Genomic DNA, 19,676 nt, shown 5'->3' with positions numbered 1-19,676 from the left:
AATCAAAAAGAGATGAACAATACGATTACATTAAAAGCTATAGGAGAAGAAGATTTTTTAAACAATCATTTCTTCATTCCTTCCTATCAAAGAGGCTATCGCTGGACAGACAGAGAAGTATCTGATTTATTGAATGATATTCAAGAATTTCATAATAAACGAAACAAAGAAGAAGGTGAATTTTATTGTCTCCAGCCTATTGTTGTAATTAATAGAGACGGCAATTGGGAAGTAATTGATGGACAACAAAGACTTACAACTCTGTTCATTATTTTAACTTATTTGGGTGAGGCAAAAAAAATTCTATTTCCAAGTTCTAAACTGTATTCTATAGAATATGAAACTAGAGAAAAAGATGGTTTTAGTAGTAAAGCATTTTTAGATCAGCTCAAAAACACAACTGAAATTGATAAAACTAATTCTGATTTTTATCATATGAGCCAAGCCTATCTAACTGTTAAAACTTGGTTTGAGAAACCGGGTGTAAATGTTGGAGATTTTTTAAATACATTATTAAAAACAAATTTTCAAGATGACGTAGATATTGCTAATAATATCCGTTTTATATGGTATGAAGTTACTGAAGAGGTGCAAAAACCAATTGAGATATTTACGAGATTAAATATGGGAAAAATTGCTTTAACCAATGCTGAACTGGTCAAAGCTTTGTTTTTTATAACTGATAAAGACGAAAATACAAAAAAGAGACATCAGTTACAAATGGGTTACGAGTGGGATCAGATTGAAAATGCATTACAAAACAAAAACTTCTGGTATTTTCTAACGTCATCTCCTTACAAAGGATCTAATCATATTGAATTGATTTTTAATTTGATTGCTGATAAATATGTCAATTTAACAACGGTTGACAGTAAATATAAGGATGACAAATTATATACCTTTTATGTGTTTAATGACTTAATTGTAAATAAATTAGTACCAATTATTACCTCTGCAACTGTTGAAACTGCAAAAACCTTCCTTTGGGATGAAATCAAAACATATTACCGTCAATTTTTAGATTTTTATAATCATAATGAATATTATCATTTAATAGGTTATTTGATTCACTCAAGTAAAAATACTATAGCGGATATTCTTTCTTTGGCTGAAAACGAGACCAAAACGGAATTTGAAGAATCCTTGAAAAACCTTATTAGATCGCAATTTAAGCTTGAATTAAAGGAATTATCATATGACAATTATGATGAAACGCATAGAGCACTATTGCTTTTTAATGTTATTTCCACAATGAAAAGTAATTACAATCGATTTCCTTTTGAAAAATTTGAAGAAGAGAATTGGAGTTTAGAACATATACATGCTCAAAATTCAGAAGGTTTAAAAAAAGAACAAAAACGTTTATTGCTTATAGAGCAACAAGTCTATTTTGCAAAAAAAGATACTACTCTTTTTGATAGAATAACTCAATTACTTGGAAAAACCATTGTAAACGATGCCGAATTTAACGACTTGCAAAATGAATTATTTTCTAAATATTCAGACAAAAGTATCGAGCATTCAATTCAAAACATGGCATTATTAACTAGAAATGATAATTCATCATTGAACAATAACATTTTTCCAATTAAAAAAGATAAAATAAAAGAATTAGACGAAAAAGGTTCTTTTATTCCTATTGGAACTAAAAATGTTTTTATGAAATATTACTCTAGTAATGTAGACCAAAATGTGAGTTGGAACACTGAGGATCAAGATGCCTACTATATAGAGTTAGAAAAAACATTAAAAAATTATTTACCAAATAACACCAACGGAAATGAAAACTAGTTTTTGGGAACTTATATCGAACAACAAAATTGAAATACCGATAATCCAACGTGATTACGCACAAGGAAGGGCAGAAGAAAGCAGAATTGCTCGCACTTTTATAAATAAATTAAAAAGCAGATTACTATCAAATGAAAAACTAAATTTAGATTTTGTATATGGTAAAGTTGTAGATGCTAAGTTAGTACCACTTGATGGACAACAACGTTTAACGACACTCTTTTTACTTCATTGGTATATTGCAACAAAAGAAGGTCAGAATACTCCAGAAATAAAAAATATTTTAGCAAACTTTAGTTACGAAACAAGACCAAGTTCTCAAGATTTTTGCAAAAAAATAGTAACCGATGGAATTGCTCAAATTGACAATAGTAAACTGCTAAGCTTACAAATTGAAGATCAAAAATGGTTCTCATTGTCATGGAAATCAGACCCTACCATAAAAGCGATATTGAATATGTTGAATATTATTCAAGAGCATTTTTCAGATACTGACAGTTTAGTTTTTGACAAGCTTTTTGGTACTGAAAGTTTGATTACATTCAACTATTTACCTTTAGACAAATTCAAATTAACGGATGAATTGTATATAAAAATGAATTCAAGAGGAAAACCTTTGACTGAATTTGAAAACTTCAAAGCTAACTTTTCTTATTATTTGGAAATAGATGAAAAATCTAAATTAGATAATGAGTGGTATGATATTTTTTGGAAACTAGAAAGCTCAAAATCTACATTAGAAATTAAAAAAATAGACAATCAATTTTATAATTTTTTCTCAAACATAACATTAAATTTTTATGTAGAAGAAAACGATGTTGATAAAAATTTTCTAGACAATTTTTACCTATTCAATCATTATGAAGCTGTTTTTAAGGATTTGAATCAACCAATAAAAGACATAAAATTAATTTTAGATGCTTTAAAATCATATACAGACGACGAGGTGTATTTTAACGATTTTATCAAATCTACAAATATAACTTATTGGGAGCGTTTACGATTTTATGCTGTAACAAGGTTTTTCATAAAACAAGGAGCACTTTCTACAACTAATAAAGAGATATATCACAATTGGATGCGTTTGTGTAGAAATTTGATAAACAACACTCTTATTCAAAGTCCATCTGAGTTTTATACCGCTATCAGATCAATTAAACAGCTAAGCGAAGGATTGAATGATATATACCATCATATTTTATCAAAAGATTTTGTTCAGGGTTTTATCAAAAACCAACAGGAAGAAGAGCGACTAAAAGCAGAACTCATTTTGAAGCCAAATACCGATTGGCAAAATCAAATTGAAAAAATTGAAAACCATCCTTATTTTGATGGACAAATTGGATTTATTCTAAATTATTCAAAAGAATATGGAGAATATAGTATAGATAAATTCCGTAACTATTCCTTGTTATTAAGTACTTTATTTACCGATTATAAAGGAAATAAAGATTATCTATTTCAAAGGGCACTAACCTCTTTGGGATATTACATAGTTGATATTAGTAGTAGTAAAACATTTTGCAATTTTGAAACTGGTCTCCGTGCTAAAGCAGACAATTGGAGAAAAGTTTTTAATGATGATAAAAAAAATCTTGTTTTAAAAAGTTTGTTAGACCAAGTTCAATTTGAATCTTTAGAAAATGATCTAAAAGCAATGATCGAAAATTATTCTGAGAATGATTGGAAAAAAACTTTTATAGACAATCCAAAAGTACTAGATTTTTGCTCCAATTATCAAATTAAGAAGAATGGAGAGAAAATATATTTAGCAAGAAGCACGGCCAATAATTGGAAAAGAAAAGCAGAATTGTATACTTATGATATGTATTCAACACATTTTGAGAACAAACCTTTAGCCCCATTTAATAGAATAGTCTATTTTGAAACAGTTGATGAACCATGCATTTTTATAGAAAACTGGTTTTATGAAAAACATAATTTTGCTTTAGACATCTATTTTGATGAAGTTTTTTCTATTAGCTTTTATGATCGATATGAAAATGAGTATCCTGAAGAAGTAAATAACATTTTAGTTGAATTTAATTTTGAAATAAGAAATTCTAGATATCATTTAAAAACAACGATAAAAGACAAACAAGATTTTTTTAATTTAATACATTCGATTTGTAAAAAATTAGAAGCAATAAAATTAAAAAGCAGAAAAGAAATTGAACAAATGGAACTTTAACGAATAAAAAGCTATTTTAGTAGCATCAAGTGAAGCCTATGCAAACCAACTTTAGTTTTCTTCAAAAAGAGTTTCCTGAAATCTACAAAGAAGTTCAAGAAGCCGAAAAAAACACTTTCACAGCACCCCGCTATGCGGCACTGTTGTGCAGAAGTACCTTGGAGAAAACCATATTCTGGTTGTATAAAAATGATGATGATTTAGAGTTACCTTATGACACTAAGCTAGGTGCTTTATTACACAATGATAGCTTTAAAGCTATTCTCAAACCAAGTATGTTGGTAGAGCTAGATGTTGTCCGCTTATATGGTAACAATGCCGCTCATGGTAAAACCGTACGAGCTTTAGAAGCTTTACAATCATTAAAAAACACCTTTCGCTTTTTATCTTGGCTAAGTAAATATTACAGCGAAACCAATCCCGATATTACATCATTTGACGAACGTTATATTCCCTATGGAGATACCAACGATAAAAATAGTAAGCAGTTACAAGAATTGGCTGCAGTCATCGAAAAAGAGCGGGAAGAAGCTAAGCGTTTAGAAAAAAAACAACAACTTCTAGCTGAAGAAAACGAGTCACTTAAAAAGCAATTAAACGACCAAAAACAGTTAATTGCTGAGCGTAAAGAAAATAGAAGTCAGGAATTTACTTTTGAGGAAGCCATTCCCGAATTAACATCAGAACATCAAACCCGATTAGTATTAATTGATTTATTACTTAAAGAAGCAGGCTGGGACAACCTTCGTAATGGCACAGAATTAGAATATGAAGTGATTGGAATGCCTTTAACTACTAATCCAACAGGAAAAGGATTTGTAGACTATGTTTTATGGGATGATAATGGCAAACCATTGGCTGTTATAGAAGCCAAAAGCACGTTACACGATGCCCGAAAAGGCAAACATCAAGCTACTTTATACGCGGATTGCTTAGAAAAAAAGACAGGCCAGCGCCCAATCATTTTTTATACAAATGGATTTCAAACACATCTTTGGGACGACCAATTTTATCCCGAGCGATTGGTTCAGGGGTTTTATACCAAAGAAGAACTACAAATACTTATCAGACGCCGTCACGAGCGTCAGGATTTAAGAAACTTTGTCGTAAATACGAGTATTATTGAAAGACCTTATCAATTAGAAGCCGTAAAACGTGTTGCTGAAACATTGGTCACTACTCAACATAATGCATTAAGAGGCAAAAATAGAAAAGCATTACTGGTAATGGCAACTGGCAGCGGAAAAACCCGAACCGCAGCAGCTATTGTAGATATGTTTACCAAATGCAACTGGGCAAAAAGAATCTTATTTCTTGCTGATAGGAATGCATTAGTTACTCAAGCCAAAAATGCTTTTAAAGAACATTTATCCCATCTTTCGGCAGTTGATTTAACCAAAGAAAAAGAAGAATTGGGAACTCGTGTTGTGTTTTCTACTTACCCGACGATTCTAAACAAAATTGATTCATTAAAAAATGAAGACGAACGCTTTTATGGTATTGGACATTTTGATGTAATCATTATTGACGAAGCCCACCGTTCGATTTATCAAAAATATCAGGCAATATTTGATTATTTTGATTCAATATTAGTAGGTCTTACGGCTACGCCAAAAAAAGACATCGATAAAAATACCTATAGTCTTTTTGAAATTGAAGATGATGTACCAACATTTTCTTACGAATTAGATCGCGCTGTTTCCGAAAAACATTTAGTGCCTCCAAAATCATATAAAGTACCCGTTAAATTTCCACGAAAAGGAGTGAAATATTCGGAATTAAGTGAAAAAGACAAAAGACGTTATGAAGAATTATTTGGTGTACCTGCTGACGAAAAAGAAACTGGAATAGCCGAAATATCCAAAACACAAATCAATTCTTTTTTATTTAATAATGATACCGTTGATACCGTTTTAGATTATATAATGCGCTTTGGACAACGTGTGGAAAGTGGTGACAAATTAGGTAAAACTATCATTTTTGCTAAAAATCACACTCATGCCATTTTTATAGAACAACGCTTTAATAAAAACTATCCTGAATTTGGTGGTACCTTTTTAAGGGTCATCGATAATTATGAAGATAAAGCACAAGATTTACTGGAAAAATTCTGCTACTTCAAAGGTGATGATTTAGAACCACAAATTGCCGTTTCAGTAGATATGATGGATACCGGTGTAGATGCACCGAGAGCCTTAAATTTAGTATTTTTCAAAGAAGTAAAATCCTATTCCAAATATTGGCAAATGATAGGAAGAGGTACGCGCAAATGTCCGAATATTTTTGGTCAAGGATTAGATAAAGAGTTCTTTTTAATCTTTGACATTTGTGGTAACTTTGAGTTTTTTGAAGAATTTCCTAACGGTTATGAAGGCTCAACAGCTAAACCCTTATCACAACAATTATTTGAAGGACAGTTAGAAATTATAACTACAATTCAAAACAGTCAAGAAGTTACTGAAAGTGATGAATTAATAGCAAAAGAATACACCAATGCTTTACATCAAAAAATCATAGAACTAGATCAAAGTCGATTTGAAGTAAAAAAGCACTTGGAGTTTGTTCTTAAGTATAGCAAAAGAGAAAACTGGAATAGTTTAAACCAATCAGATATTTTAGATATTCAAACGCATCTATCACACTTGATTGCCTATACAGAAGACAAAGATGAGTTTGCTAAACAATTTGACAGGTTAATTTACCAACTGCAACTAGCCTTACTTAAACAATCGAAAAGACAAGTTTCACTGATACAAAATATTTCTAATATCGGAGAATTATTATTTGTAAAAAGAAATATTCCTGCTGTTGGTCAGCATATTGAAACAATCAACAAAATTAAAACTGCTGAATATTGGTCAACTATTTCTTTGGATAAATTAGAGCAATTAAGAACAGAGTTAAGAGGATTAATTCAGTTTTTAAAAGATGATGATAAAGTAAAGCCTGTTTATTCTGATTTTGAAGATGAACTAATTGAAGCCAATGTTAAAGAAACAGATATTTTAGCCAGCTACAAACGTCTGCAAAGTTATAAAGATCGTGTTGAGTCATTTATACGAAAAAACAGAACACACTTGGTGATTGATAAATTGTATAAAAATATTCCAATCACACCTTCAGAATTGGAGCTACTCGAACAATTCTTAATGAAGGAAGCTGAAAGTAAAGAACGATTGTTCGAAGAATATGAAGAACAGCCTTTAGGAATGTTTGTTAGAAAGATTTTAGGCTTGGATATTGAAGCAGCCAACAAACATTTTGCCACTTTTATTCAGGAAGAAAATTTGAATGCCAATCAAATTACTTTTGTAAATACCATCATTGATTATCTTAATAAAAATGGAATTCTTGACACCAAAATGCTAACTCAAAGTCCATTTAATACCGAAAATGACAATGGTATAATTGGCATTTTTCAAGATGAAGACGACAAAATTCATAAAATAATCAATTTACTAAAAGTGGTTAATCAAAATGCTTTAATTGGTTAATTAGTCCATAAAATCAGAAACTTTATTACTGTGCACTTATATTGCACAAAGAGTACTTTTCTTTGCAGAAGTAAACTTTAAAACTGATATATAATGACTAAAAGGTATGACGAATTAATTCAAAAAATCAATCAAAGGACCAATCCCGATTCTTTCACAATGAAAGCATTATTCGCTGAAGAAAATGTTACTTCATTACTGTTTGAAAATAAAAAATTAAAAACAGCTGAAGTATATGTTTATGTACAAAAAGCGATGAAAGGTGTTGCTCAAGAATACACAAACAATAGTAAAACGGCAGCAAATCAGGTAGAAGAACATTTAAAACGTAGTCACAGTTCAGAGGTGCATTTTGAAAGGCAAGGATCAGTGATGACCAATACCCACATTCTTAAAGATAATGATATTGATTTAGTACAGATTACCAATAAATCTAAAGGGGTTGATCATATCGGTCTTAAAAACACTCTTGCAAATCCTAATACTTTAAATTCTATTGAGTATAAAAATCTAAAGAAACATTCAGAGGATTTTTCACAATATGAAGGCAATCAATTAACTGATCTTAAAAATATTAGAAAAAAATCCGAAGAAGTCTTGGCCTCTACCTATAAAGAGGTTGATGTTGAAAAGGTTAATTCAATTTATGTTCAAGTTAGTTCACCTAAAAGAGATGTTGATGTAGTTACTGCAACATACTATAAAGGTGTTGATTATATGAAAACTAATCGTGATTATCGAAGAGGGATACAAATCTACAATAAAGAATTACACAAGCTTTCAAATGTAGATTATCCATTTTGGAGCATAAAACGTATCAATGAAAGAAGCATTCTCACTAATGGTAGATTGAAAAATATGATTCGTTTTATTAAAAACGTCAAATTTGATTGTGATAATATTGATAATAAAGGAGCAATCAGAAGCTTTCATATTAATGCAATTTGTTTCAATATCGATGTAGCAAAATATCAATATGCTCACTTTTTGGAACTTGTTACAGTAATTAATGACGAATTAATTCGAATTTTAATTGATAAATCGTATAGAGACAATATCAAATCAGTTGATGGTACTGAAACAATTTTTGAAAAAGATTGTGATAAAAAACTTCAAGAAATTCGCTTTTTACAGGCGGAAATTAATCAAATTATAATCGATTTAAACCTTCTTAATAAACAACTTATATAATGAAAAAATTACAAAATTCTCTTTTAGATTTAGCTACCAGTAATATCAAAATTTTCACCTATTTAAGTTATCTCTTAAATACTATTACCGCTATAATTATTATTTTTTGGTTATTAAAAAAAGCCATACCTAAATTTGAAAATATTGATTTAGAAGCTTTAGTTACTATAGTTTCGTTTTTTGCTGTGACATTAAACCAACTAAACAGAAAGCTTTTTGAAAGAACAGAATATTCACCAGCTGATGTATTGGCACTTGGGTATGTAAATAATTTTCTTTTACCGGTGATAACACAATTAAAAGAAGATGGAATAAAAAATCCAAATTTATGTATTTACAAACCAAATAAAATCAATGAACTTGAAGCTAGTAATATTGATGTAATAAAAGCAGATCTGCGTAACAAAAAATATTTATTACAAGAAGTTAAGTTAAATCTGAAGCAAGCTAGAGCTAGGGATATTTTAACAATTCAGAAAAATGAAAACAAACAAATTTATTTTGATTTTCCAAATACACTTTTGTCTTTATTGAATTATATAGATTATAAAGCAGAATCTAAACCTAATACTTCGCCAGACAAATTAAAAACAGAATTAGGTATTGGTCTAATCACTAAATTTTACAAAAAAGTAGAAGAACTTACTAAAGAAAAAAGAATTTACGAAAATATTAAATTTTGTGATGGAGATTTAAATTTGTTTTAGTCTTTACATTTCATTTTAGATACATTTGGTTCTTAACACAATGAACAGTATTAAAAGTACCAAAGTATAAAATAATAAAAAGTTGCTCTGATTATTTATAATGAATTGTTTCTATATTTAAGGCAGAAAATGCCTGACATTTATCAGACTTATCCACCCAATTAGTACAGTTAATCTAGTTGTGTCAGATATCTTTAGTAAAATTTCAAATTATTAATTAAATTTTTGAGAAACATGAGTGTAATTTTATATAATTTGGAAAATTCAATGCGCAAAAATAAGTTTTGGAATAACTACCGTTCATTTTGCAATGATTTATATCAGGAAGACATCGATATTGATTGTTTTGTAGCTCTTTTACCAAAGATATTTAAGCAAATTGAAAAAAACGCTCTATCGTACCAAATCTATGATGCAGTAAGTAAACTTTCTGAATTCCAGCCCAATAAAGGTATTGAACTATTCAGTAAACTGATAAAAATTGAGAATAAGGAAGTATTGACACTAGTCCCAAGCACTTTGGATGGAATAAGTAAATCAAATACCGAATTCAATAAATTTAAAGAAGCCAAGTTTTTATTAGAAAATAAATTGGACGAATTAAAAAAACAGGGATATGCTTTTTTGATAACTTTTAAAGAAGAGGAATTAAACCAAAACCAAGATTTTAGGGGATATATCTATAATTTGATTAAAACTGATATTAAGAATAGTATTACAATATTTTTTAGCTATATTATTAGAGTGCTCGGAAAATTTATCAAGGTTTTACCAGAAGCTAAAGAGAATTTAATTTCATTATCAAAGTTAGATTCCCAAGAGGTTCTATATGAAATTACCAGACTTCTTAGCTACGAATTGAAATATTCAAATAATCCCGAAATCTATGAAATACTCCTGTTTAATCTTAAAACAATTGATCCCAAATATCACAATATTATCAGTTTATTAAATCATTTAGTGTTTCAAAAGTTTGTAATTGATAGTCCTGAACTAATAGATAGATTCTTGAAAGAATGGTTATTATTTGACAAAAAAAGGGCAGGAGAAATCATTAAATTCAGTAATACTTTCGAGGAACTACATTCAAAAAACAGCAATTATTTTAAAAAAATGGTCTCCTCTTGGCTTAATACTGATGATCCTGTTTTTCATAAAGCTATCAGCAAATTAATAATGGAAGCCCCTCACTATGAGTTCAAAAATCTAGAATTAGATGAGAATTATCTTGGTCAGCTTAATTACAAAGAAATTCAGTTCATTGTAATAAAAATTGTTGGATATATTTACTTTAAAGAGCTTATACGTTCGTCAATATTTTCAATACTAAAAGTAAAAATTGATGATGTGGATTGTGTTAATTTTATAAAATCCATTTTCAATGAATATATAGTATTCAATTATCCTTCTACAATTGAATATCTTGAAGAAGAGAAAAAAAAATCTTCTAAAAAAGTCCAAAAAGTAGTCAACGAAATAATAGAAATCAACAAAGAGTATTTTGAAAAAATTAATCAGCTGGACTTCATAAATGAATTCAATCCATCAGACAAAAGGCTTAAAATTTATAATGGCATTCATCAAAAGGAGTTCCAAATAAAACTAAAAGAAACCACTGATAATAAACATTCTTTTTTAAATATGTGTAAAAACATTCAGCTTAGGACAGGAAAAGGGATGTTTTCTAAACATGAAGGCATATATACGGAAAAAACAGAAATGTCTCGAATTCAATCCAGTGCTGAACTTCCTAGAGGAGAATTTATAGATGCTATTGGACAAGAAAAACTCAGGACAATCTATCGAAATTATACAAGAGAAATATGAAATTTGTTTTAAAAGAATATTTGGAATTACTAAAAGAAGATGGTGAATTAGATTCATTAATTACAGATCTTCTTTTTAGTATGAATATAATCCCTATTTCCAAGCCTCAAAGAGGAAGACAGTTTGGAGTGGATATTTCTGCTATTGGTGTTGATGAGGATGGAATTAAAAAGGTATTTTTATTTGCAGTCAAACAGGGTAATATTACCAGAAATATCTGGGACACTAACCCAACTTCTATAAGACCGACTCTAAACGAGATTTTAGATTTTTACATTCCAAAAGTACTTACGAAAAGTCAAAATGTATTACCCAAAAAAATCATTGTGGCTACGAATGGTGTTCTGGAGCAAACAGTACAATTTAACTGGAATAGTTATCGAGATGAAAATACCCAACCTAATAAAATTGAGTTTGATTTTTGGGGTATTGACCAAATAGCATCCGATATTGACAAATACTTGTTACCTGAACAGATATTTCCAAATGATTTTAAAATATTACTGCGCAAAACCCTTGCTTTCATTGATTTAGAAGATTACGATTGTAATCATTATTACTTATTGTTAGAAAAGCTATTTGAAAGCAAAACTGCTAAGAAAAAAGAAATTCTCAAAATATTAAGAATTGTTCGGGTATGTTTCAGCGTAATCCATAAATGGTCAAAGGATGCCCAGAATTTAAAACAATCCATTATAGCTTCAGAGCGAACTCTATTGTTGACATGGAATTGGATACGGGAAAATGATTTATTAAAGAATAATTATGTCTTAGACGAGTTTTATAATATCCATAGTTTAAAAATCACTATTGGCCGTGAATATTTTCTAAAAATTAGAGAACATTTGTATATTAAACACAGTTTGTTCAAATACTCCCGAAATCAATTAGAATATTCCTTAACTATTTGGGAACAAATAGGGATCCTAAGTTCCATAGCATTATCAGAAGTAGCTGAAGGTCAAATTCAATCAGCAATAGGTAACACTGATTATGCAAATACTTGCTTTTCTAATGCAAATGAATATGTCATAGGATTAAAATTCTTAATTTCTTATAATCCCCCATCTAAGTATCCAGAATATGATGAGCATTTGATAGAAATCTCCTTAGCATTAATCCTTATGCACAAGGCTAAAGAATTTGAATTTGCAAAAAAATGGATTGCTGATATAATTTTAGGTTTAAATGACTCTTTCAAATTAAAAAAATTTATTCCTCTATTTAGAACTGATTACGAAGAACTCGCAAACATACATTTAGGCAATAGTATTTCGGAGCCACATTCCTCTATGTTACTTCCCTTATTAGCCGAATGGGCTGTAATTTTAAATGAACCAGGACTTTATGATTTAGTAAAAAAAATGATCTCTGAAAACTATCCAGAAATTGATTTGCAGATTTGGTTTCCTGAATCCACTTCAGAAGACTTTTTATATACCACCAATATGAGTAGAAAAAGTGGACATGCAAAATGCTCGATTGAATTATATGATGACGTTGAAAAATATAAAAAGGAAATGCTTGAAGAAAAGACATTATTTTGTGAGGAAAAAGAGTTCTCAATCTTCTCACAATATTTCTATTATTTAGGTTATTTATCATCAAGACATTATCGCTCAAACTTATTGCCTTTATTTTGGAGAGAATTTTTAAACTGACGACTTATCATTACTTTTCCAAGAAAACCTCGTCCGCTCTCACTGTTGTCAATTCCTTTTTTACATGAAGTTTAATGGTTTTTGTCCATCTTATTGTTTGTTATTAATATTTCACATAAAGTATTCCTAAATAAAAAAATGAGACCTATCAAGTCTCATTTTTTGAATTATTTTGTTTTCTATATAGTTTATTTTCCTTTTAGTAGTTTTTCCAAATACTCGACTTTGTCTTTTTCTGCCTGCACTAAACGTTCGTACAACTCAACTACTTTATCAAGAGGGTTAAATGTGCATTGATGATTATGACCAAATGCACCCTGACTATTACTGAAATCAGTATCAGTAAAGGTATTGAAATAATTAATCATAGCTTCTTCCGAAAAGTTTTTTATTGCTTCTGTGGTCACACCAAGAGCTTTTGCAACTTCAATTAATTTTTCTTCTTCAATTGTTTCACTTGCTTCGATATTAGAAACAGACTGCTGACTAACACCAATTGCAGTAGCAAGGGCTTCTTGCTTCATACCTTTTAGTTCTCTAATTCGGCTGATATTTCTGCCAATATGTTTTGGTTTTGTTGCTGTGTTCATAACTCAAAGGTATTTAAAAATCATTTAAAAAAAAGGCTTTGGTAAAAAACAAGTCTGCTTTTGTGAGATACAATTCCCAGTAGTTCGGTACGGTACAATCTATTGCTTACTTGCTGTGTATTTAAACAAAAATACAATTTTTCGGATAAGTTTTAACTAAAAAAGCAAAATTATGAAAACTTCAAAAAAACTTTCATTTCCAAAACTCGAAAACGAGTTTTTAGAAAATATTCTTCGACAATTAGTAAATCAGTATTCTGTAGTTCAGATATTTTTTACTAAACAAGAACTTTCTTTAAACTCACATCTTGTAATTAATCTCGAAAAAAAGATAGATGCTGAACAGCTACAAATGACTAAATGGGTGAAAAAAGTTAAAAATTTCTATCAGATCGATGTCTATTTCATTTATTCAGGAAAGCTTCGACATCGAATGTCTATGGGTCATCCATTTATTGAATTTTACTGTTATGATTCGGCTCTTATCTACCAAAATGAAGACTCTGTAAATCCGCTAATTATTACGAGAGATTGGGGAAAATATAAGAAAAAGTTTAATGAGTTTGTAGAATGCTTTTATCACGACCACGACCTTTACAAGGTACAAGTTCAGAATATCATTTCAGAAGGTTTCTCAAACAGTGTTTTTACTTCATATGCAAGAGTAATCGAATATGATCTTGAATATTTAGAAGAGCTATATTCGGGAAATACTTCTACTTCGCTGAATTTAAATGACAGAATCAATAACTTAATCCAATACATTCCTGAGATTCAAAAATACTTTGTGAGGAACAGCCACAACAAATATTATCTTACTGATCTGTTTGTAAAAGCGAAAGAAGCAACTGCCGATGATGATGTAATATATAGAAATGAAATGTATAAAGCAGTTGGAATTGTTGAACAAAGTCTCTATCGATTGATCGAAGAACGCTTTGGAGAACTTAAGAAATTAATAAAAAAAAGATATTTTGAAAAGAGAGAAGTGTCATTTCAAGTTGATGAAAAACCTAAAAATATTATTCTTGACTTAGCCATCGAAACCATATTAAAGTCCTTTAAAGTTGAGCAGATCTACTTATATCATCAAATAGTGTACGGTGAAAAAACAACCTATTATCTACTGATAATAGGTAATGGTATAGGTAATGAAAAATTGATATCAATCATTCAATCCCTGAAAAGTAAAATGGTCGGAAAATATGATTTTGTTTTGATAAGTCATAACCGCAACTGGATTCAAAAGAGCCTGTATCAGTGTCAGAGTTTTTTTTATAATATTATACAAGATAAATACCTGATATATTCATCCAGCCCATACCACCCAGAATTTCATTGGGAGGTTCCTCACAATCCTTACCATGCTGATTTGTATTTTTATTATAAATCAGCCAAAGATAGTGCTTTACAATTTTGTGCGGTTGTCAATAATACTAAAGAGAATTACTGCGGTTTAGATGCTCTTTTTACATTATTTTTCCTGTCCTTTTGCAGAACATATATTTTCGTTAAAACCTTCTACTTACCTCATTATCTGTCAAGTCAAGCATTGTGGGAACTGTGTATTTATGCAGATGCGGACATAAGAAAATGCAATTATTTGACAGAACAGTTCTGGACTGATTTCTTTCCTTATTTAGATAAGCATATGAACCTTTATCATAAGTTATCAATGCTCAAAAAAAATGAAGTTGATCAGATGACTGTTATTGTTGAGAAACTGATGTATGAATTAGATAATTTGGTTATTGAAGGAAGGTTACTCACAAATTTTGAGCAAGACTGATTAATAAATATTTAATAAAATTAATCGATTTAAAATAAAAATCATGGAAACAAATGAAATTGAAAAGCTTGAGACCATTAAAAGATTAACTTCCAATTGTCTCAGTACGTTGAGACCAGTTAATGATAAAAGAAAGATTCATAGTGCTGAAATAAAAGTATATGATTATTATGAACTTGCCTCAGTTATTAGAAATCTAATGAAGTTATGTATAGTGGCTCTGGATCATGATGGCGCTGAAGTTCCTAATACTATCGAAAATAAGTCGATCGATGTTGGGCTTATTCTTGGGATTGCTTTGCAGTTATTTCCAATTGATGAATTCGAATTGCTAAATGAAATAAGCATATTATTTCCTGCCGATTCTAAAAAGGAACATGAGATTATTAATAAGTAACAATCACATTGTTAACTAACCTACGTCCAATTCTAATTTTAATAAAACGCCGACTTTGGAGGCGTTTTCCGGCCCCTGCAAGGGCAAGTGGTTTTGAGATGCTGAATTCATTTCAAGCATCTCAAAACACAACTTGCTATTTTCCTGCGAAAATATTATTTGATATGGTTTTAATTGAAAGGGCTTGATGCCCTTTTTTTGATATGGCGAAACTGGAAGGTAAATTAATTTAAAAAGCGTTCGATTTCAAATCTCAGACCAGTATAATCATCGAAGTATTAGGATTATGATTGTTTATCACACTCAAGTTTGGAAATCAAACTTACCTAATTATGTATTTACGTATTTACGCCTGTCAACCCATAAGCATAAAGCTATGTAGCCACGCACTACTTTACAAAAGTAAATATGTAAGCATAGTTGTTGATAGCTACAGATTGGAATATATACATATGCTTTTAAAACTGTATTTATGTACATACGCTTTTACATATAAATATGAATGTGAACATGAGTAAATATTTAAGCTTTCAAATATTGCTGTATGTGCATATGTAAAGCCATAAATATAAATGCAAAAGAAAACAGAAAAACCGGAAAAAAGAAAAAGAAAGCAATTTCACAGGGCTGGCAGTAAGCTTAGCAAAAGGAAACGGAATAAGTCCCGTAGGGGTGGATTGTGAGGAACGAGCAAGACATTATGCCGTAGTCTTTTGCTAAGGTTAATGCCTGGCCTAACTTCGTTTTCTTTTTCTTTATTTGTTCGTAAGAATGGCTTATAGTCTAAAAACTAAATCCAGTGGTAGGGTTTATCCTTACGGTTAAGATAGCAGTACATCTCTTCCTTTTTAAGTTCAGGAAACAATTTTAAAGCCTTGTCAATGGCATAATTAGGAAGAAAATAAATTTCGTCACGAATCGCTTTTATCACCTTTTCAAGGCCGTAGAAACGAACAATTTCGTCGATTTCTTCCTGTCCTCCACGCTCTACGATACGGGCAATAATAGTTTTGTAGGCTTTCTCAAAGTCCATTGCATCTATGTCGAAATCCCAAAAAAATACTGGGTTTAGATTTGGGATTGCCTTATTTTTTTTAACTCTTGCCATGAAGTAAATATACGATTTTTTAACTACTTATTCAAACGCTTAGCGTCTAAATCCACGTCCTTTATTGGGTGGAGGAATTTGATTTTTTGATTCAGAAAATAAAATGGAAGGATTGAAAACTGCTTTTTTCAGTCGCTGGGTCATTTTGTTCCAATTGGTTTCTTTGCCTTTCAGGAGTTTGACTTTTTCTTCTTTGTCTATATTCCTGTGATCCATTAATGCAAGAGCTGCCAGTCTCGGATTTCCATTATATTTGTTTTGGTAAGCTTCTAAATAGGTCTTAAGGGGATGGTGTTCCAAAAGAAAATGCATATCTACAAAGTCTTTTATTCTTGTTCCGTTTTGAAATATCGCATGAAGCTTCATGGCACCGATGTCATATAAAGAGACCAGCCGTATTCCTTCTTCATTCTGAACAGGTTCCTGCCATGGATATTTATGGGCGAGAATGTCTACCTTGACACAGCCTATATCCAAAAGCATTGTATTTTCAAGAATCTGCCTGATCTTTACCGAGTGTTGATTTCCTAAATGGGTAAGTATGGCTTGCTCGTCAAAATCATTCGTGGTGAACAGATCCAAATCGATGCTTAATCTATGGCCAATCATTAGGCTGAGAGCTGTTCCTCCTACAAGGTTAAAATCTTTCAATTTTTCATCTTTCATGAGTCTTTGAAGAAGTTCCCACATCTCTTTGGTAACTGTTTCTTTGTAGAGCATAATTTCACGTTTTTCATGAAATTAATCCCGAAAGCGAGGCACTCTTTGAAAGTGTCCTGTCGTGGCTTTACTTGACGGAAGTTGTCCTTAAGGCGAAAATCCATATGCGGAAATAATAGGCCAAATGCTTCCATATCCACCAATATTTAGATGTCATTACTAATAATAAAATATATTGGTTTTAAAATTCTTTAAACGAAACCAGTAATAATAGTTATGGAAAGCAACGGCAAAACCACGCCACATAAAGGAGGCAGGCATCCCAAGAAAGATCCCGCCGTTCACCGCTATTCCATAAGCCTTACGGCTGAAGAAAATGCACGTTTCCTTTCCCTCTATGAAGCCTCACGCATGGATATAATGGCACATTTTATTACCGCATGTGTTTTCCAAAAAGGCATTACGACCGTAACGATTGACAAGGCAACCATGGATTACTATATGCGTCTGACTACCTTATTCGGCCAGTTCAGGGCTATAGGAACAAATTATAACCAAGTGGTAAAAATACTGTACCGCAATTTTTCAGAGAAAAAAGCCGCAGCCTATCTCTATAAACTGGAAAAACAAACTGCTGAAATGGCGGTGTTATGCCAAAAGATTATTCAGCTAACCGAGGAGTTTGAAGCAAAACACCTGAAAAAATGATAGCTAAAATTGGAAGAGGGAGTAATCTATATGGTGCACTGGCATACAATCAGCTCAAAGTGGAAAAAGGAAGCGGGCAGGTTTTGTATACCAATAAGATAATTGAAACTCCTGATGGCAGTTATGCCGTCGGTCAACTGTTGCGATCTTTTGAACCGTACCTATTGGCCAATCGAAAGACAGAAAAACCAGTATTGCATATATCGCTGAATCCTGATCCGAACGATAAGGTAAGTGATGAACAGTTTGAAGAGCTGGCGCAAAAGTATATGCAAGAAATGGGATATGGAGAACAGCCTTTTGTGGTATTCAAGCACACTGATCTTGAGCGGACCCATATTCATATCGTATCAGTTTGTGTGGATGAAGACGGCAAGAAAATATCCGACAAATTTGAAAAAAGGCGTTCGATGGATGTCTGTCGTGAACTGGAAAAAGAATACTGCCTGATATCGGCTATTGAGAAAAAACAAAATCCCCAAAATCAAATATTCATGCCTGTTGATTATAATGCTGGGGACATAAAGAGCCAGATGGCTTCGGTAATCCGTCATTTACCAAAGAACTATAAATTTGAGGGTTTCGGTGCCTATAATGCCCTGCTTTCACTTTTCAATATTGCCACCGAAGAAGTAAAGGGCGAATTTAATGGAATCACAAGGCAGGGACTGATATATTTTGCATTAAATGAAAAGGGAGAAAAAGCAAGCAATCCCTTTAAGGCTTCGCTTTTCGGTAAACAGGCAGGATATGTTCAGCTTCAACAACACTATGCCCAGTCCAAAGAATTGTTGAAAAATGAGCCATCCAAAGCTTTGCTTAAAACAACGATTGAAATGTCCTTTCAGGAGGCATCGGATGAAAGGGAATTCAAAAAACGGTTGTTGGAACGAAGAATTAATACCGTTGTAAGACGAAATGGCCAAGGGAGAGTTTACGGAATCACCTTTGTAGACCATAGTTCGAAATCCGTGTGGAATGGTTCACAATTAGGCAAAAACTTTTCGGCTAACGTTTTCAATGATTTGTGGAATAATGACAATAAAATGGATCAGCCTGCAAAGGGAAATGTTAATTCAAAGGACAAAATCACTATAGATGAAGAGATCAAAGAACCAAACAATCTGTTTGGCTTTTTGGTTAAGGAAGATCTGTCCTATAGCCACGAAGAAAGCAACTTTTTTAAATTCTTTGGAGGGTTATTATCCAATGCAAAAGCAGAAGACTATGATGAAGAATTATTTACCAACCAAATAAAAAATAAAGCCAGACGCAAAAAAAGATAGTGCATACAATCAATTTTAATCGCCAGCCTTCTTGTTGATTCACGACAGAGGAGTGATTCATCAAATTGGCTGTATCAACTATTTTTAAAAACAAAGACTGTCCCGACAATAAGGAGGGATTGTCTTTTTTTTTATATAACTGTTTTTAATATTGCTTTGAGACTAAAGCGGCCAAAGAGTTCCTTGGTGAGACTGTAGTTACTCTTAAGCCATCAGTGGTATTAAATTCATAGGCACATTAAGAATCATTGTTTTACCAAAAGGAAAAGGAGGTGC

At 31.3% G+C, this 19,676-nt stretch carries 14 protein-coding genes; 11 read left to right on the top strand and 3 right to left on the bottom strand.

Going from position 1 to position 19,676, the window contains the following annotated elements:
* The first annotated feature begins 12 nt into the window (after positions 1–12).
* From E0H99_RS12580 to E0H99_RS12550, 7 genes are all read left to right on the top strand, one after another.
* Positions 13–1,791: a DUF262 domain-containing protein gene (locus tag E0H99_RS12580; protein ID WP_131996015.1), complete on the top strand. Its 1,779-nt coding sequence runs from the start codon at positions 13–15 to the stop codon at positions 1,789–1,791.
* Positions 1,781–3,982, top strand: coding sequence for a DUF262 domain-containing protein (locus tag E0H99_RS12575; RefSeq protein WP_131996012.1), 2,202 nt, complete (start codon positions 1,781–1,783; stop codon positions 3,980–3,982). Before E0H99_RS12580 ends, E0H99_RS12575 begins: the two co-directional genes overlap by 11 nt.
* Before the next feature lie 38 nt (positions 3,983–4,020).
* Positions 4,021–7,476 carry a DEAD/DEAH box helicase family protein gene (locus E0H99_RS12570; RefSeq protein ID WP_131996009.1) on the top strand — a complete coding sequence of 1,152 codons (3,456 nt, stop codon included), beginning with the start codon at positions 4,021–4,023 and terminating at the stop codon, positions 7,474–7,476.
* Between the two features lie 93 nt (positions 7,477–7,569).
* A complete protein-coding gene (locus E0H99_RS12565) occupies positions 7,570–8,667 on the top strand; it encodes a hypothetical protein (RefSeq protein ID WP_131996006.1) in 1,098 nt (365 codons plus the stop codon).
* Positions 8,667–9,374 carry an STING domain-containing protein gene (locus tag E0H99_RS12560; RefSeq protein ID WP_131996003.1) on the top strand — a complete coding sequence of 236 codons (708 nt, stop codon included), beginning with the start codon at positions 8,667–8,669 and terminating at the stop codon, positions 9,372–9,374. Before E0H99_RS12565 ends, E0H99_RS12560 begins: the two co-directional genes overlap by 1 nt.
* A 234-nt stretch (positions 9,375–9,608) precedes the next feature.
* On the top strand, positions 9,609–11,201 hold the full coding sequence (locus E0H99_RS12555) for a hypothetical protein (protein WP_131996000.1): 1,593 nt from the start codon (positions 9,609–9,611) through the stop codon (positions 11,199–11,201).
* Positions 11,198–12,862, top strand: a complete 1,665-nt coding sequence (locus E0H99_RS12550) for a hypothetical protein (RefSeq protein ID WP_131995997.1) — start codon at positions 11,198–11,200, stop codon at positions 12,860–12,862. Before E0H99_RS12555 ends, E0H99_RS12550 begins: the two co-directional genes overlap by 4 nt.
* Before the next feature lie 188 nt (positions 12,863–13,050).
* Here E0H99_RS12550 and E0H99_RS12545 read toward each other — a convergent pair whose 3' ends face one another.
* Entirely contained in the window at positions 13,051–13,452 is a 402-nt protein-coding gene (locus E0H99_RS12545; RefSeq protein ID WP_131995994.1) for a helix-turn-helix domain-containing protein, read from the bottom strand.
* A 172-nt stretch (positions 13,453–13,624) separates the two neighbouring features.
* Here E0H99_RS12545 and E0H99_RS12540 point away from each other — a divergent pair, with 172 nt between their 5' ends.
* Both E0H99_RS12540 and E0H99_RS12535 read left to right on the top strand, forming a co-directional pair.
* Complete coding sequence (locus tag E0H99_RS12540) at positions 13,625–15,241, top strand: hypothetical protein (protein ID WP_131995991.1); 1,617 nt, start codon at positions 13,625–13,627, stop codon at positions 15,239–15,241.
* Between the two features lie 43 nt (positions 15,242–15,284).
* Complete coding sequence (locus E0H99_RS12535) at positions 15,285–15,638, top strand: hypothetical protein (protein ID WP_131995988.1); 354 nt, start codon at positions 15,285–15,287, stop codon at positions 15,636–15,638.
* A 790-nt stretch (positions 15,639–16,428) separates the two neighbouring features.
* On the opposite strand, the gene E0H99_RS12530 is transcribed toward E0H99_RS12535, so the two are convergent.
* Both E0H99_RS12530 and E0H99_RS12525 read right to left on the bottom strand, forming a co-directional pair.
* The gene (locus E0H99_RS12530) at positions 16,429–16,746 is read right to left on the bottom strand and encodes a DUF6922 domain-containing protein (RefSeq protein WP_131995985.1); all 318 of its coding nucleotides are present in this window, start codon (positions 16,744–16,746) and stop codon (positions 16,429–16,431) included.
* Positions 16,747–16,785: 39 nt separating this feature from the next.
* Positions 16,786–17,466 carry a nucleotidyl transferase AbiEii/AbiGii toxin family protein gene (locus E0H99_RS12525; RefSeq protein ID WP_131995982.1) on the bottom strand — a complete coding sequence of 227 codons (681 nt, stop codon included), beginning with the start codon at positions 17,464–17,466 and terminating at the stop codon, positions 16,786–16,788.
* 216 nt (positions 17,467–17,682) lie between these two features.
* Between E0H99_RS12525 and mobA the strand changes: the two genes are divergently transcribed.
* Entirely contained in the window at positions 17,683–18,114 is a 432-nt protein-coding gene (mobA, locus tag E0H99_RS12520) for a conjugal transfer protein MobA (RefSeq protein ID WP_131995979.1), read from the top strand.
* Positions 18,111–19,400 (top strand): conjugal transfer protein MobB, encoded by a 1,290-nt coding sequence (mobB, locus tag E0H99_RS12515; RefSeq protein WP_131995976.1) that lies wholly within the window; start codon positions 18,111–18,113, stop codon positions 19,398–19,400. The genes mobA and mobB overlap by 4 nt, the downstream gene beginning before the upstream one ends.
* Positions 19,401–19,676 lie beyond the last annotated feature (276 nt).

This window comes from Flavobacterium sp. GT3P67, assembly GCF_004349155.1.
Lineage (GTDB): Bacteria > Bacteroidota > Bacteroidia > Flavobacteriales > Flavobacteriaceae > Flavobacterium > Flavobacterium ranwuense.
Note: the sequence above shows the minus strand (reverse complement) of the source record. Positions and strands in the feature narration are given on the sequence as shown.

Bases quoted from the DNA above. Each gene is read 5' to 3' on its own strand.
- E0H99_RS12580 (WP_131996015.1), top strand. From the start codon at position 13: ATGAACAATACGATTACATTAAAAGCTATAGGAGAAGAAGATTTTTTA.
- E0H99_RS12575 (WP_131996012.1), top strand. From the start codon at position 1,781: ATGAAAACTAGTTTTTGGGAACTTATATCGAACAACAAAATTGAAATA.
- E0H99_RS12570 (WP_131996009.1), top strand. From the start codon at position 4,021: ATGCAAACCAACTTTAGTTTTCTTCAAAAAGAGTTTCCTGAAATCTAC.
- E0H99_RS12565 (WP_131996006.1), top strand. From the start codon at position 7,570: ATGACTAAAAGGTATGACGAATTAATTCAAAAAATCAATCAAAGGACC.
- E0H99_RS12560 (WP_131996003.1), top strand. From the start codon at position 8,667: ATGAAAAAATTACAAAATTCTCTTTTAGATTTAGCTACCAGTAATATC.
- E0H99_RS12555 (WP_131996000.1), top strand. From the start codon at position 9,609: ATGAGTGTAATTTTATATAATTTGGAAAATTCAATGCGCAAAAATAAG.
- E0H99_RS12550 (WP_131995997.1), top strand. From the start codon at position 11,198: ATGAAATTTGTTTTAAAAGAATATTTGGAATTACTAAAAGAAGATGGT.
- E0H99_RS12545 (WP_131995994.1), bottom strand. From the start codon at position 13,452: ATGAACACAGCAACAAAACCAAAACATATTGGCAGAAATATCAGCCGA.
- E0H99_RS12540 (WP_131995991.1), top strand. From the start codon at position 13,625: ATGAAAACTTCAAAAAAACTTTCATTTCCAAAACTCGAAAACGAGTTT.
- E0H99_RS12535 (WP_131995988.1), top strand. From the start codon at position 15,285: ATGGAAACAAATGAAATTGAAAAGCTTGAGACCATTAAAAGATTAACT.
- E0H99_RS12530 (WP_131995985.1), bottom strand. From the start codon at position 16,746: ATGGCAAGAGTTAAAAAAAATAAGGCAATCCCAAATCTAAACCCAGTA.
- E0H99_RS12525 (WP_131995982.1), bottom strand. From the start codon at position 17,466: ATGCTCTACAAAGAAACAGTTACCAAAGAGATGTGGGAACTTCTTCAA.
- mobA (WP_131995979.1), top strand. From the start codon at position 17,683: ATGGAAAGCAACGGCAAAACCACGCCACATAAAGGAGGCAGGCATCCC.
- mobB (WP_131995976.1), top strand. From the start codon at position 18,111: ATGATAGCTAAAATTGGAAGAGGGAGTAATCTATATGGTGCACTGGCA.